The sequence below is a fragment of the Butyrivibrio sp. WCD3002 genome (genome assembly GCF_000424265.1).
Classification (GTDB): domain Bacteria; phylum Bacillota; class Clostridia; order Lachnospirales; family Lachnospiraceae; genus Butyrivibrio.
Map to the genome: position 1 here is coordinate 36,982 of NZ_KE384156.1, position 15,470 is coordinate 52,451.

The following is a 15,470-nucleotide window of genomic DNA, read 5'->3' on the forward strand; positions in this document are numbered from 1 at the left end:
ATATCATACGTTAACTAATCATTTTCCTTAAAATTAACGGGTCTGTTATTTATTTCTTCTTTTGCATATTTCAAATAATTCGTAATTAAAAACGGAACTTCATCTTCAGTCAGTACTCCCTGCTCAGAAAATAACTTCGCCTGTTTCACAAAAGAATTATTAATAATCTCACAGCTCTCATCCCAGGTATGCATCTTATTCATATAATCATAATAAAATCCATATGCCACTCTGAGTCTCATAATAAGCCCACAAAATATACTTATCATGCAGCCGGTCAATGTTTCTTTATCCAGATTCATGCATGTTAGCAATTTATTCTGCGCTTCTGCCTGCTCAAGTCTTTGATCTAATCTGACATGTTCAGGGGCCTCGGTTACTTTATCACTTTCATTATTCGCCAGAACATTCCCTACACTGTCAGAGAAAATAGGAATATTAGGAGCGTAAAGTCCATATTTGTGAGCAAGATAAGCTGTATAGACACAATGCGCATAATATCTGTAAAAAACATTATCTCCAAATTTACTAAACTTTTCTATAAGCCTGTTTTCTTTAATATATTTTGTTTTTATGCATATACCGGAAATATACGTACATCCAAAACCGGACTGCAGTGCATATGAACCGGGCTGTTTTCGTATTACGCCTTCCCGAAGATAATAATCTTCTCCCAAAACTCCAAAGCATATAACTCCTACATCAGGATTACCAGCCAGTTCCTCCAATACATAACTAAAATTTTCGCCTATAATATAATCTTCATCGCTGCAAAACAATGCATATTTTGAATCTGAAAAACCAAAAACATTTTCTACACTTTGATGAAATCCCTCCGATGGCTTCACATAATACTTTATTCGTGAATCCTGCGCGGATAACTTTTCTATTTCATCATAATATTCAACTTCTTTAGTAGATGAGTTATTACATATAATAAACTCGACTTCTTCATCATACATAAGCCCCTGTAATCTTTTTACATTTTCCAGAGCTTTCTTTCCACGGTTAAAGGTTGGTATAGTTATTGCCACCATTGGTACGCTGCGTTTTTTTTCAGAAATTCGCTTATCATGTAATTTTGACATATCTTCTGAATAATCGTATCCGGTCGCACATTTTATGGTTCGCGGAATGTAGTTTCCGGTTTCATAAAGATGGTAAAGTAAATCTTGTCTTGCATAAAAAATCTTTATTTTATCCCCCAGGCCTGATACTACACCCGGTATCATAAAAAAGGAAAAGAGCTCGTTTCTTATTGCCTCATCTTCAACTACAACATATTCATGCAGATACTTATTTTTAGCTACTACATCAATAATCATTTTTAGATTCGAGAAACCATCTATTATTATGGAGTCAACAGCCTTAGATGATATTTCTGACTTATTATATGAAAAATCATAATGTTGTCCGCTATAAAACCTGTTCTCTACCTTATTCCAGACATAATACACAGTATCTGAAACAGGTATCATCAAAAGAGCATTATTCTCATAATCAGGCGCATCATCCTCACTTATAATCCCTTTTTCGATCATGGCTCTGATATTCTCTGTAAATGCATTCCTGAACTCTTCTTCATTTGGTTTGATAAAATTCTCATAGACTACTCCAAAAATATCCGCTTTTTGGTCCTGATCTTCAGATGCAACATGAGCAGCAATAAACCCCTTAATGGCATCATCATAATTATTCTCATCAAACCTATCGAATGCATATTGTAGTAAACTCTCAACAGACATTTTGACAACCCTCATCTTTCTGACTTCGTCAGACTTTATCCGCTTTTTCCTTCTCCCAATCCTCTTTCCCCAGATCGATTGCAGCCTGAAGCTCCTTCTTTAAACTCATACAATCCTCCGGGAAGTGTTCAAAGAATTTCATTGCATTCTCAAACACCGGTATAGCCTCCTCGTTGTTTCGAACCATAAAGGTGTAATCAGGGATGGAATAAATATCCTCAACCCAGAATTCCTCCATCAGCGGATTTACAAGAGTACTGTATATCTCTAATCTAAGCTCATCCATCCTGTTCAATTTCTTATTGTTCTTTGGATCAGCTATATCCTGATACTTACTTATACGAAGGAGCTGTCTGCTAAGAACTTCAAGCTCCTTAGAGTTTTTCGCCATCATGTCAAGATCATCAATCCATTTTTCCTGAGCCTTAATAGTAGCCAGATATTCCTCTTCATTTTCAGCGACCGGAAGATTATCAAAAATACTGCTTAGATCATAGGAATTAACGCATACCTTATCTGCCACCTCCTGCAGGGTCATTATCTGCGTACCTTCAATATAAGCACCGCCCTCTGTGGCATCTATAACCTGCATTTCAGGATGCATTGCTATCTGTCGTTCAAAGAAATTCTTAAATCCGATCCACATGTCATTACTCTGAACCGGATTTCCGTCAACTCCTTTAATTTCCCGAATCGGCACTGTAGGCGCGCCATCGCTCCTTTCATCTGCGTGATGTCTGCCATCTAAATACGCCAGATCCTGACCTATCAGTATGATTGTCTTAACACCCAGAAACTCACAAACCGTGAAGGCTCCGCCTGCAACGTTTCCGCCCTGATCAAGACCATCCTGAACAACTATCTTATCTCCTATAAGGAGCTTTTCGTAGGCCAGTGCATGATAGAAAATTCTTCTGTCATAGAACAGCTTCTGACTATCCGAATTTAACTGAAAAGAACAGATAACAGGTATATTCTCAGCCACCTTAACCCGCATGAAATCGGAGCTTTTCTCTGCATCCAGTGAGATTACGGCATCCGGTACTATCCCATGCCTATCAAGGACAAGTAATGCTCTGTCCGTACATAATATAAATGCATGACCCTTAATTTTGTTTAGAACCTCAACATTTTTCTCTAAGGAAGGTCCTGCTGCCACTATAACAACAGGAATATCCTTGGGAATTCTGTCTCTTAAATCCGATAAAAGATATGCATTTCTCATATGGTTCCATGCATACATTCTGCATCTTAAAGCATTCCTTCCCCTATCCATCTGATAGTTCTTTGTTGACTCCATGGTTATATGAATTTCTTCGCACAAATTATCAAACCATTCGCTGCTTGAATAAAAAGGTGTAACTATACCTTTTGTTTCAGGTCTGAAGCTTACAACATCATGAATCATCGAGTCCGAGAGATGATTTTTTTGGTTCTCTGTTATGGCAAAATTCACTCTTTTTTCTGTAAGAAAAGGACTCATATCAATATATGCACAAAGATATGCAAATAATCCCTCAATTGGCTCTATCACAAAAAAAACCGTATCTGGACGCAGCTTTTTCATTAGCGCTTTAAGATAGACCCCAGTTGAAAAGCCCATAAGTGCTATTGTTGTTCTGCGATTTAAAAGCTCCTGTTTATCTGCCCATCTCTCCGCTTCATAGGATGGATCATAGATACTGTTAAGCCTTAAATCTTCACCATTTATTGCACCCTTTATATACAGCACAGGCTCCCCGTTATATGCTTTTTCTATACGATATTTCTCATCTTCGTCAGGATCAATTTGAATTTCCTCATGATATCTGGCCTTGAAAAGCTCCAGATTGACTCTTCTTAATTCCTCGTTTTTCTCAAAGCTGCCCTCTACTTTTCTTTCCATATTTCCGCCCTCATTCATTAAAGTTTTTAAACTCATGCCTTAAGCTGTCTGAATCTACAGATAATGCCAAATAGTATTCCATGGATTCCTTTAAGCTTTCCAAAGCCTCCTCATCGGTACGCATATACATAACCCTGGGCGGGATTTTGTACATATCCTCCACCCAATACTCCTCAAGAAGCCTGTTCATTTCCATGGAAAATAATTTTTTTCTAAGCTCGTCTATCCCCCGTAGCTTATCCTGCGCCTCGCCTGAATTTATTCCGCTATGCCTGCATATTTCAGATAGCACCCCGCACAGATCACCAAGCTCACCGGATATTTCACTAATATCCTTAAGTTCCGCTGTCCAACCGGATATTATATCCTTTACTCTGCCGGCGCTTTTTGCATCAACAGCAAAAGGAATTTCTCTAAATACACTTTCAAAATCAGAGCATTTACCGTCCTGCGTAATATCGTCTGCCACAGTCTTAAGAGTCATTACCTTAGTCCCCTGTATCAGAGCGCCGCCCTCTGTGGCATCTATTATTTCAACACCTGGATAAATTTTTATCTGTCTTTCATAATAATCCCTGTATTTAATCCACATTCTGTTACTCTTTACAGTATCTCCGTTTACACCCGGAATCTCAATGGTGTCACTTATTTCATCCATTCCATCATTCCTGTCATCTGCGTGATGCTTTCCTTCAAGATAGGCAAGATCCTGGCCCACAAGGATTATTTTCTTAAAGCCCATTATTCTAAGGACACTAAAGGCTGCTCCTGCTACGTTTCCGCCCATATCAATTGCCGCATTTGAGAAGCTTTTCCCAAGAAGCGACCTCTCATAACTTATTTCATCAAAGAAAATCAGCTGCCCCAAAAGCTTTTTCTGCGCATCAATATTTAGCTGATAAGAAGAAATAACCGGTATTTTTTCTTCTATTGCATACTGCAAAAAATCTGCACTCTTCTCAGCATCAACAGATATTGCAGCATCAGGCAATACGCCTACTTCTTTTAGTGTATCAAGAGCTCTGTCCGTTGCCAGAATAAATGCCTTCCCCTTAAGCTCCTTTAATACATGAACATTTTTTCTAAGGGATGGACCTGCTGCCACTATCACTGCAGGATAATCAGCAAGGTCATCCATATGGAAATCCGCAAGGGTGCGGGCTCTATCTAAATGGTTCCAGGCATATATTCTGCACTTTAGGGCGTTTCTACCTCTTTTTTTCTTATAATTTCTAAGGGCTACGCTTAAATCCCCTATCTGACTGCAGATACTGTTATATCTTTCATCAGCCGCATAAAAGGGTGTTACTACTCCTATAATTTCAGGCTTATCACTGATGACTCTGTTGTAGATAATATCTATCATTTTATTTATCTGCTGTTCACTGATAAATAAATGTATTCTTGGATTGTTAATAAGATCTGTCAGCTCTTTATAGGCACAGACAAAGGAAAAAAGAGCCTGATCCGGCTCATAGACATATATTTCAGTATCCTGGCGCATACTGTTTAAAAGCGCCTCCAAATACACCCCCGTAGAAAATCCGCATAAAATGACGATGGTGCGCCTTGTTTGTTTCTCCCTGCCCTTAGCCCAGACAAAAGCTTCATAGGAGGGTGAATAGCTGCTGTTTAAACGAAGGTCTCCTGAGGGCAGAGCATTTTTTGCAAAAAGAACAGGCTCCTTATCAGAAGCCTCTTCCATTCTGTACATTGTATCTTCGCGGTCATCCACCTTGGGAATAAAACCATATCTTTCCTCAAAGGCCGCGAAATTATTGCTCCGCATGACTTCATCTTTATGAATCAAGTCAGATCCCCCTGCATAAGATATGCCTTACTTCTTTATCCACTCCTCTATTTCACGATTAAGATCGTGATGGAGAATATCAGCTACTAAAATATAATCCTGCTGCTGATTTGCCTCTGCCAGCCTTGTAAAATCATTCTGCCACTGCTGCATCTGCTGCATATGCTCAGCATCAGCTTTTCCGCTTTGAACCAGAAGCTCTGTAAATGTAACCAAAAGCTTCATAACAGGCGCAATCATCTCAGGGCCCCCGGGCTTTCTCTGATAAATTGTATCTGCAGCCTTTTCATTATTGGCAATTACCTGTCTTCCCATATCCTGTAGCTGACTCATAGATTCCCCCTCGAAATAGTCATACAATTTGCAAAATACATAGATAATTATATCATAGGCCCTATCTACTGAAAAGGCTCCCCCTTGCGGGAGAGCCCTTTCTATGGTTGTACTTAAAGTACTCTAGTATTTCGCTAACGTGATTAGCCGAGGAGTGAAAGAACACCCTGGTTGGACTGGTTAGCCTGAGCAAGCATTGACTGGCCTGCCTGTGCAAGAATGTTATTCTTGCTGTAGGTAACCATCTCATTAGCCATGTCTGTATCACGGATACGGGACTCAGCTGCTGTGGTATTCTCTACTACGTTATCAACGTTCTTAATTGTGTGCTCTAAGCGGTTCTGAACAGCACCAAGTGCAGATCTCTGAGAAGATACTGTCTTGATAGCATCTTCGATAGCATCGATTGCATATGTTGCAGCAATACCGGTGTTATCTACTACGTTCAGGTTCTGTACGCCGAGGTTCTTAGATGTCATTGCTTCTACGCCGATAGTGATCTTATTGGTCATATCTGCGTCTGCACCAACATGGAGCTGGAGACCAAGATCCTTAGCTACCTGTGCAGTACCCTTGGAGATAGAGAATGTAAACTTGTCACCATCCTGTTTAACATCTACTTTTACGCTTGACTGGCTTCTTCCACCGGAAGTTTTTGTTGCATCAACACCAATCTTGTTGGCCTGAAGCAATGCAGCCTGCATCTTATCTCTAGCTGTATTAACTGAGATATTCTTATCAAGAGATGTATCTACTGCAGTTCTTGTCTCACCATCCTCAACACGAACCTTTGCTCCGTCAACGATCTTTGCCTTAAGCTCATCTTCTGTAAACTCTTCTTCACCAAGTTTAAATACATCTGTCTGTCCATCCTGAGAAGCTTTGGCTGCAACATATGTTGCACCATTGATGGTAACACTCTTTGTTGTTCCAGCTGTTATATTACGCTGAATATCTTTAATCAAATCCTTAGAAGCATCAAAAATATGATAGTCCTTACCGGCAATTGTCTTATCTGTGTCAGACTTGATTTCAGCTGTAAATGTAGCAGACTTTCCACCATTGAGGTTATCTGCAAGTGTTCCTTCAAGACCGGCATCATGAGCTGCCATATATTTCTGTCTGAATCCTGTCTGGCCCTTGAGCAGGTATGTCTCATTGAACTTTGTTGTCTCAGCAACACGATCAATCTCGGTTGTCAGCTGATCGATCTCGTTCTGGATTGATGTACGATCAGATGCGCTGTTTGTTCCGTTAGAAGCCTGAACTGCAAGTTCATTCATTCTCTGCAGCATATCGTGTACTTCTGTAAGTGCACCTTCTGCTGTCTGTACAGAACTTACACCATCATCTGCGTTCGTTGATGCACGATCAAGACCTCTGATCTGCTTTCTCATCTTCTCGGAAATTGAAAGACCTGCTGCATCATCTGCTGCACGGTTAATCTGATAACCTGAAGAGAGCTTCTCAGCTGATTTTGACTGAGAACCAGTTGTTACTCCGAGCATTCTGTTAGCGTTCATCGCTGTGACGTTGTGTTGTACTACCATAATATACCTCCTTGTTTGTGTACGCCGCAAATCCTTTTGCGGTAATTAATAATTTGATTGTGTTTCGATTCGGATATCCGGTGAGCGGAGTTCCTAGGCTGCTCTCTCCCTGCTATCCTACTATATCCACATGTACATCTTTTCGTGTTCCGTGCCACAAAAATCTAAGTACATTGTGTTCTACACTCATTATATCGGACAAGCTATCATAAAGTTAACCCCTTTTCTCAAAAAAAATATAAATTATTTATAAACTTATGATAGCACTCTAAAAAACGCCATTTTAAGCGTTTTTCAGCAAAAACTCCGCATATTTAAAATCATAAATCGTATCAATATCTACGCTACTACGCTTATCCATAACACAGGCATAGGTGCCTGCTCTGTAGAGGAACCTGTCTTCTCTAAAAAAGCTTACATCAGCTAAATAAATTGCTCCGTTTAGTCTGTAGGTCACCCCCATTTTCTGTCGCTGAAGGGTTCCATCCTTTTCGATGAAGCCATCCATGCTCATATCTTCTGTAAGCTCTCCGCACCAGGATAATGGATGATCCAGCTCGCATACGGAAACAACTGCCCGGGCTCCTTTTTCCTTATATATATTAAATGCCCTTGCTATATCATCGGCGCTTCTAAGGGGCGATGTTGGCTGAAGCAGGCAGAAGGTATCAAATACCTTTCCCTCCTTCTCATAGCGACTTAAAACCTCTTCCACTACATCCCAGGAGCTGGATACATCCTTAGCATTCTCATCACTTCTAAGAAATGGAACCTCTGCTCCGCATTCTCCGGCAATTTCCGCATACCTTTCAGAATCTGTGGAAACAAAAATCTCATCAAACTGTCCGCTATCTCTGGCAGCCTCAATGGTATATGCAATCAGCGGCTTTCCGCAAAGCTCCTTTATGTTTTTGTCGGGGAGGCCCTTTGACCCACTCCTTGCAGGAATTATTGCTATGCTTTTCATAACTTATTCCTTCTATAAATATTATTTAACCGGAAGATCATAGAATTTTTTCTTTAGATTAAATCCATCTTCCAGCATGTATTTCTTTGTTATCTGCAGGATTTTATCCGAGGTATCACCTGCTCCGTAGGGATTTACGGCATCCTTTATACTATCCAAAAACTCAGCTGATAATGCGGTATCTATAGCTTTTTTGATATCCTCGCAAGCAGGCTTACAGTTAATAACTGATTTTCCCGCTGTTCGTCCCTTTTGTCTGTCTCCTATATTTATGGTAGGAATACCAAAGGCAGGCGCTTCAATGATACCGCTTGAAGAATTACCAATAACAAAAGCTGCGCCTTTAAGAGCGCTCATGTATCTTATAACTCCAAGAGAGTCCACCAGCATAAAGTTCTCATGACTGTCTGCATATTCCTGCAATATTTTGTTTATAACTAATCCATCTGTATCAAGATTAGCCTTGGAAAAAATAAAACTAATATCCTTATAACTATCTATAGCAGATAGAAGCTCTCTTACCTGATCTCCTGCCGTATTATTTTCAAGGGTCACAGGATGGAAGGTTCCAACCGCATACCTGCCTAAAAGCTTAAAGCCTATACTATCTTCAAGCTCTTCCTTTTTCATAAGGGTTAAGCTTTTTGCATTCTCTACGCCAAGCGCTCCGACGCAGTATACGTTCTTTGGATCCTCGCCAAGCTGTATTATTCTGTTTCTATACTCATCTGTTGCAGGAAAATGAAGCTGGCTCATCTTTGTGATTGAATGTCTGTAGGCTTCATCCACCGCACCTTCTGTGGTTTCGCCGCCGTGAATATGAATGATTGGAATTCTCTTATTATAGGCAACGATGCATATTGCCATGGTCTCAAATCTGTCACCCAGAACCATCAGGGCATCCGGCTTTTCCTCTTCAAAATATTTAGAAAAGCCCATAAGAGCATTTGCCATTATTTTAGATGGATTATTTTCCGCATCATCCAGTATAGAGATTTTTTTATCTATCCTTACTCCGTCAGCTTCAATCTCGGTAACGGTGTTTCCCTGTTCCCCGGATAAATGAGCCCCGGTTACCACGAGCCTTAGCTCTATATTTTCATCTATATCAAATTTCTTAATGACAGACCGAAGCAGTCCATATTCGGCTCTTGTCGTTGTGACTATAGCTAGCTTCTTCACTGTTTTATCCCCACATCACAGCACTTCGTTTATACGATCTTCCATTCGTTTCATTTCCTGGAACTCGCCCATATCAAGGAAGGACATTTCACTTATTGGATACATTCCAACTCTTCCGCCCTTTTTCATGTAATCCTCCGCAAGATCGGTCATATGGTACATGGTATCATCCGGAATAATCTTAAACAGCTCGGGATTAACCACATACATTCCTGTATTTACAAAATAGGACAGATGGGGTTTTTCTCTGATTGCCGATACCACCCCTTCTTTTTCTGCTTCAAGTATTCCATAGGGAATAGAGAAATTCTTAAGTGATGACACTATGGTAAGTCCGTTTTCCGCAGCCACGTGATGCTTTAATATGCTGTCATAATCAGCGTCGATAAGGATATCACAGTTAGTTACGATCACGGGCCGGTTGAATTTTTCCTTTATAAGCTTAAGGCTTCCTGCTGTTCCAAGAGGCTTATTCTCTTCCACATACTTTATTTCATAGGGAAGCTTTTGCTCCGCGAAATAGGACTTTATCATTTCCTTCTTATAGTTTACGGTAAGATAAATTTCCTTAGCACCGTATTCATAGAAGCGGTTCATTATTCTTTCAAGTATGGGTACATCCCCAATAGGAATCAGGGGCTTTGGCAGAATCTTGGTATAGGGATACAGTCTCGTCCCCTTTCCTCCGGCCATAATGATAACAGGAGTATCTGTAAGCGCAAGATCAGTCGCCGCCATATACTCCAGGTCGTTCTCATCCCTAAAGATAATATCAACTATTTTATTATCATCATCTAATATTGGAATAGATTTAAGAAGCGCACTATCCATAAGGAAAGTGCTTTTATCGATTTCATTTATGTGAAGGGCTCTTGTCTTGGTAAAAGCCACATCTTTTACAGGCGCGTTAAGATCTCCTGATTTCAATATCCATCTTCTGATATCTCCATCAGAAAGACTGCCAAAAAGCGTCCCGTCATCTTCAATAATGTACAGGATGTTTCTGGCATTCTTATCTATTTTCTGCATCGCCTCAAGAACAGTAATATCCTTTGTGGCGATAAGCTTATTAAGACTCTGAGTATTCTCGTCCGGCATAGTCCCCCCCAGGCTTACCACTTACTCTTTGACTTTCTTCAAATAATCATAGATAGGATACTTTGTAATGTATTCTTCCTTACCCCAAACTATTTCAATCTGAGCACCTTTTCCTGTATCTGCGTTTATTAAAATAGGCGCATTCAGGTTAGCGGTCATATTTGTAATATCATCCGGAACCGTTATAGTTACCAGAATAAGCAGGTTTTTATCGGTGAGTGGCTCTAAAAGCTCAACCTCGTCTTCGCTTATCTGAGGATTGTAATCCTTTTTTATGGTAAGCGGATCTATTACAGGAAGTGCAATATCAGGATCATCCATAGACTGAAGATACCAAAGTGCACCTATAGGTTTATCCTTGTCATGAATAAGTGCGAATTTCTGAAAATCCGGAAATCCCACAAGTCCAAAAGGCATTGTTATGATCTTCTCATCCTCAATGTCAACTTCGCCAAATATCCTGGTATTTACTTTCATGCTTATCTCTCCCTCTATTTTGAGAATCAGCACCATTGCTGAAACTTAAATCTTCTCGCCCTTCTGAACACGAAAACGTATCTGCCAGAATCTCTTCTCCTCCATCATTCTCCTGTACTCAAGAATGTTTTCTCTGATCAGCTGTATGTCATCATTTGGAGCTATCTCATGCCCCGGTATTACAGGAACAATTCCCGCCGCCAAGGATGCGGTAATTGAGTGATCTCCGCAGCTGATGATATATTCTGGCCTCATCTCTCTTATAGTTGATAGTATTACGCGAAGCGGTTTTTCCGAGGGCATATCCCCTGTACATTGGAAAAATGGCACGGATAATCCTCTTATGAAAACACTGTTGGAATTATCCAGAAACTGTAATGAATTATGTCCTTCTATCCCAAAAAGCGGAACCACGTTACTGACGGGAAGAAGGTCGTTTGTATTAATTATCATAACATTCTGACACATACTTACAAGGACTTCCTGCGCAATAAGATTTGTCAGGTGAGTTTCCTTGTGAGTATCGGTAAGATACTGCTGTGTCAAAATAACTACCTGTCCGCAGTTTCTATCACGGAGCTTAACAAAATCACCGAGATTTCCAACCAGATCCGCATAGTATCTCTTGCTTCTAAGATAGATATTGTGGAACATTCTGTCGGACTCGGCCGATATGATCTGCGGCTTAAGGTATGAAATATACCTTGTCTGCATCAAAAGGAAAAACCTGTATCTCTCCTCGATACGGATTCCCTCTATATAATGCATAAGCTGCATAAAATATTCTCTGCTCTCTGTAAGTCTTACCATCAGATGCAGATATGCCACATGTCTTAGCATATCTGCCATGGTCTCTCTTGGAAAGAAATACATGTTCCTGCGAAGTCTCTCTGCCAGCTCCTTCTTCCCCTCGGGAGAAAGGGCACCGCTTATGATCCTTGCACCAATCTGTAACATCTCATCAAAATATTCGGTGATATCTTCGCTTGAGAGAATATCTAGTATTCTGTTTTCATATTCCCTTACAATCGGAAGCTCATTCACTTAGAAACCTCACTCCAGTGAAGCTGTTCTTGGATCTTCAGGGCTGTCTAAACTCGCTTCACTAGTTCTTTGTGTCGTAGAACTGAGGCGGCGTGATATTTGACTTATTCATTGTCAGGTAATAGTCCAGTGCTGCTTTAGAGGATTTGCGCTTGGTATTTATCTGCTCCCTTGATTTGCTCACATGTGTGGCAACAAGATTTCTGTTACGCAATTCCCCTACTTCTATAGAGTTTGACAGGTCAGTTATCCTTCGAATTTTATCCTGATAAATATGTATCCTGTCCTTATATTTTTCTCTATTATTATCAAGTTCTTCTTTTACTCTGGCAAAAACAGTCTCGAAGCCATCATTCAGGCTTTCGATTCGCTTTATCAGTTCACTTTTACGGTTGAGTGTCTCGTCAAAACCTTCTTCATCAAAACCCTCTTCGTTTTCAAGTATGTTTTTCTGAACCAGATTCTCCTTTTCGATTTCTTCAAGAACTGCAATTTTCTGATCCAGACTTTCCTCCAGCATATCCAGATAAGACTCTGTCATCTCTCTTTTCCCCCACTACTGTGTATTGTTTTTTATTTTACCTTAGGCCGGTGCAACCCCCTGCGGCACCGGTGCCGGCATCTGTCCCCTTGCAATCTTCATTGCATCTGCCCAGGTATCTCTCATGGTATGAAGGTGCTTATTAACCTCATTCATGATTTCTAAGGACTCTTCTCTGTGGACATCAGCTTCTACCAGCCTCTTCATAAGATAATTGTAAACATTTTCAAAATCCTTGGCTACAGGATACTTCATATCAAGTGTGTTATTCAGGTAATCAATTATATTTTCAACCTTAAGAAGATATGTGGTGAATTTCCTCTCATCCTCGCTCTCAAGTCCCATAATTGCAATATTGCAGAATTTAATAGCGCCGTCGTAAAGCATAAGAGTCAGCTCTTCAGGCTTTGCCATCTGTATCTTTGTATTCTGGTATTGATTCATCTGCTTAGCGTATGGATTTCTGGCAATAGGCATAGAATTAACCTCCGTGGTGTGTGCTTAAATAACCATTTCTACATTTCATTTAACAGCATCAGCCTGTTCCAAGCATGCCTGAGAGGGAACTTGTCTGCTCGTTGAGCTTTGTCATGGCTTTTTCCATCTGAGCAAACTTGTCATAATATTTATCTTCCATCTCGCCAAGCTTATTCTGTGCTTCTTTAAGCTGCGTCTTATAGTTATCAACCTGTTTCTTCATCTGCTTATCTTCATAAAGAGTGTAAGCACTGGAGAAATCTGTTGACTTCATAAGATCGCCCAGCTTTGAATACATCTCCTGGGATATATTTTTGAAAAAGTTTCTTACAAGCTCAGGATCCTTTTCTATCTTCAGCTTAAGCTTGTCATCCTCACCGCTGTATTTATCATCGTCCTCATCGCCATAGATATGCCATTTAGCTCTCTCTGCTTCATCGGCCTCAAAATAACCGGGCGTAGTAATTCTAAAGGACCACATGGATGTCATTACCTTGACTTCCTTACCGGTCTCTTTGTTGATCTCGATTTCACCGAAGTCATAGGAATTCATCATGATCTTCTTCATTTCAGACATAACTCTGAATATGGTCTGATCCTTGGAGAGAAGGCCATCTTCGATCTTCTTGTTCCAATCCTCTATCTCTTCTTCTGTCATTTCATCCTTCTGTTCCTTTGTAAGGATGTCATATTCTTTTGCAGAATCCGCATTATAAAGTGTATACATCTCACCAATGAGATCGTTATATTCCTTGAGGAAATCCTTTACCATGTTATAAATGCCGCTGGTATCATCCTTTGTGGAAAGAGAAATATCATTGGCAACCTGCTTGGCTGTTATTGTAAGTCCATTTATATCAAATGTATTGTTATTGGACTTATATTCAACACCATTTAATGTAATCTCTGCATCTGATCCTGCGACATGAGTTGAATCATTATTGTTTTCATAATCAAGTCCCAGTGCTTTGACATATCTCATATCACTATGCATAAAATCTATATCAAAGCTCTCATCTTCACCGGAATCAGATGATGTTACATATATACGTCCCTGTGTTACATCCAGATTGGCATTAAGAGAATGTCCGCTTTCTGACTTTATCTCTTTTATCTTGCTGATTATATCTGCTATTGTTTCTGTCCCGGTAAGTCTGATGTCAACATATTCTCTGTTATCAGCCTCTCCTTCTGCCGGAGCCTTGCCAAAACGTATCCTGATATTTTCTTTTACGTCCGTATCAGTTATTTCGGGAACAACTACATTACCATCTTCATCCAGTTCTGCTTCCTTATGTACATTAGGAGTATAGTCAAAACCTGCAATATCTCTTATGGAAGTGGTTGCCTTTAAATCTCCCACACTTGAAGATATCTTGCTTCCGGTGAGATAAGCACTATTGGCAAGTTTATTTACTGATAATGTCTGATTACTGTTCATTGCCGAAGAGGAGGTCGAAACAGTCACAGCATTTTCGTTTGATACTGATGTGGTCTTTTTTGTATAAGATGAATCAAAACGAAGATTACTCAGGGTCTTGTTGTAGAAGTCCACAACCTTCTTGTTGAGTTCCTTCCACTTATCCATCTTCATGTCATGTTTTTTCTGGTCACTTTTTATCTTATCAACTTTTTTGGACTCAACCTTTGTGAGCTCAGTTATGATGCTCTCTGTATCCAGTCCGGAGGCAAGTCCGGTTATTCTCATGGTCATAAGCTGCTCCTTTCTATGGGTTTTTTGCCTTATTTAAGCGCAAAATACCCCTTGCACTAAAAAACGTACTTTCAGAAAAGCTCGTTATTAACCTCTTTCATCGACCATAAGGCCGGCAAGCTCCCAGGCTTTTGCTATCATATCAAGAGTCTTTTCAGGCGGCAGCTCTTTAATAGTCTTCTTCGTGGTCTTATCGACGATCTTGATCGTGATACGGTTGGTATCCTCGTGGATTCCAAAGACTGCCTCAGAGTTGTTGAACATCTTCTTGTTCATCTCGCTGATAGCTTCCTTGACGCGCTTATTTTCCGCATCAATCTGTTCCTTGGTTCTTTCCTGCCTTGTAGGAGTAAAGCTAAAACCATTTTCCTCACTCTGCTGAGTGTCAGGCTTTGGTGCCGAAGCGCTCTGAGCAGACTGTGTTCCCACAGCCACATCGGGATGCTCCTGTCCCTGTACACCTGCTTCAACGGCCTGCGTAGCTCTCTCCTGCTTTTGGATTTCGGGGATCTGCGATACAGCTCCCACATTGCTAATAGCTTCCATAGCCATCTCTTTCACCTCCTTGTGTCATCCTTAAGCGGATATCCTTATCCGCACAATTTTGTTTACCCTTCCTACGCATAGTTATGCATAGTTGTAGTCTC

Annotated in this window: 14 protein-coding genes; all 14 read right to left on the reverse strand. The window is 40.3% G+C overall.

Annotated features, from left to right (window positions below):
• Positions 1 to 14: 14 nt before the first annotated feature.
• Complete coding sequence (locus G608_RS0119175) at positions 15 to 1,760, reverse strand: glycosyltransferase family 2 protein (protein WP_081677518.1); 1,746 nt, start codon at positions 1,758 to 1,760, stop codon at positions 15 to 17.
• 13 nt (positions 1,761 to 1,773) lie between these two features.
• Positions 1,774 to 3,630: a motility associated factor glycosyltransferase family protein gene (locus tag G608_RS0119180; protein ID WP_196810257.1), complete on the reverse strand. Its 1,857-nt coding sequence runs from the start codon at positions 3,628 to 3,630 to the stop codon at positions 1,774 to 1,776.
• 10 nt (positions 3,631 to 3,640) lie between these two features.
• A complete protein-coding gene (locus G608_RS0119185; RefSeq protein WP_026497337.1) occupies positions 3,641 to 5,440 on the reverse strand; it encodes a motility associated factor glycosyltransferase family protein in 1,800 nt (599 codons plus the stop codon).
• Between the two features lie 27 nt (positions 5,441 to 5,467).
• Positions 5,468 to 5,773: a hypothetical protein gene (locus G608_RS0119190; RefSeq protein ID WP_026497338.1), complete on the reverse strand. Its 306-nt coding sequence runs from the start codon at positions 5,771 to 5,773 to the stop codon at positions 5,468 to 5,470.
• Between the two features lie 143 nt (positions 5,774 to 5,916).
• Complete coding sequence (locus G608_RS0119195) at positions 5,917 to 7,323, reverse strand: flagellin N-terminal helical domain-containing protein (protein WP_026497339.1); 1,407 nt, start codon at positions 7,321 to 7,323, stop codon at positions 5,917 to 5,919.
• A gap of 283 nt (positions 7,324 to 7,606) precedes the next feature.
• Entirely contained in the window at positions 7,607 to 8,290 is a 684-nt protein-coding gene (locus G608_RS0119200; protein WP_026497340.1) for an acylneuraminate cytidylyltransferase family protein, read from the reverse strand.
• Between the two features lie 21 nt (positions 8,291 to 8,311).
• Complete coding sequence (gene neuC, locus G608_RS0119205) at positions 8,312 to 9,472, reverse strand: UDP-N-acetylglucosamine 2-epimerase (RefSeq protein WP_026497341.1); 1,161 nt, start codon at positions 9,470 to 9,472, stop codon at positions 8,312 to 8,314.
• Between the two features lie 15 nt (positions 9,473 to 9,487).
• Positions 9,488 to 10,570: a nucleotidyltransferase family protein gene (locus G608_RS0119210; protein WP_035796338.1), complete on the reverse strand. Its 1,083-nt coding sequence runs from the start codon at positions 10,568 to 10,570 to the stop codon at positions 9,488 to 9,490.
• A gap of 21 nt (positions 10,571 to 10,591) precedes the next feature.
• A complete protein-coding gene (fliW, locus tag G608_RS0119215) occupies positions 10,592 to 11,047 on the reverse strand; it encodes a flagellar assembly protein FliW (RefSeq protein WP_026497343.1) in 456 nt (151 codons plus the stop codon).
• 45 nt (positions 11,048 to 11,092) lie between these two features.
• Entirely contained in the window at positions 11,093 to 12,091 is a 999-nt protein-coding gene (locus G608_RS0119220; RefSeq protein ID WP_026497344.1) for a hypothetical protein, read from the reverse strand.
• A 61-nt stretch (positions 12,092 to 12,152) separates the two neighbouring features.
• Positions 12,153 to 12,632, reverse strand: a complete 480-nt coding sequence (locus G608_RS22000) for a hypothetical protein (RefSeq protein ID WP_051209575.1) — start codon at positions 12,630 to 12,632, stop codon at positions 12,153 to 12,155.
• Positions 12,633 to 12,674: 42 nt separating this feature from the next.
• The gene (gene fliS, locus G608_RS22005; RefSeq protein ID WP_242829438.1) at positions 12,675 to 13,109 is read right to left on the reverse strand and encodes a flagellar export chaperone FliS; all 435 of its coding nucleotides are present in this window, start codon (positions 13,107 to 13,109) and stop codon (positions 12,675 to 12,677) included.
• A 58-nt stretch (positions 13,110 to 13,167) separates the two neighbouring features.
• On the reverse strand, positions 13,168 to 14,823 hold the full coding sequence (gene fliD, locus G608_RS0119235; protein ID WP_026497345.1) for a flagellar filament capping protein FliD: 1,656 nt from the start codon (positions 14,821 to 14,823) through the stop codon (positions 13,168 to 13,170).
• A gap of 87 nt (positions 14,824 to 14,910) precedes the next feature.
• Complete coding sequence (locus tag G608_RS0119240) at positions 14,911 to 15,375, reverse strand: flagellar protein FlaG (protein ID WP_026497346.1); 465 nt, start codon at positions 15,373 to 15,375, stop codon at positions 14,911 to 14,913.
• Positions 15,376 to 15,470: the final 95 nt, after the last annotated feature.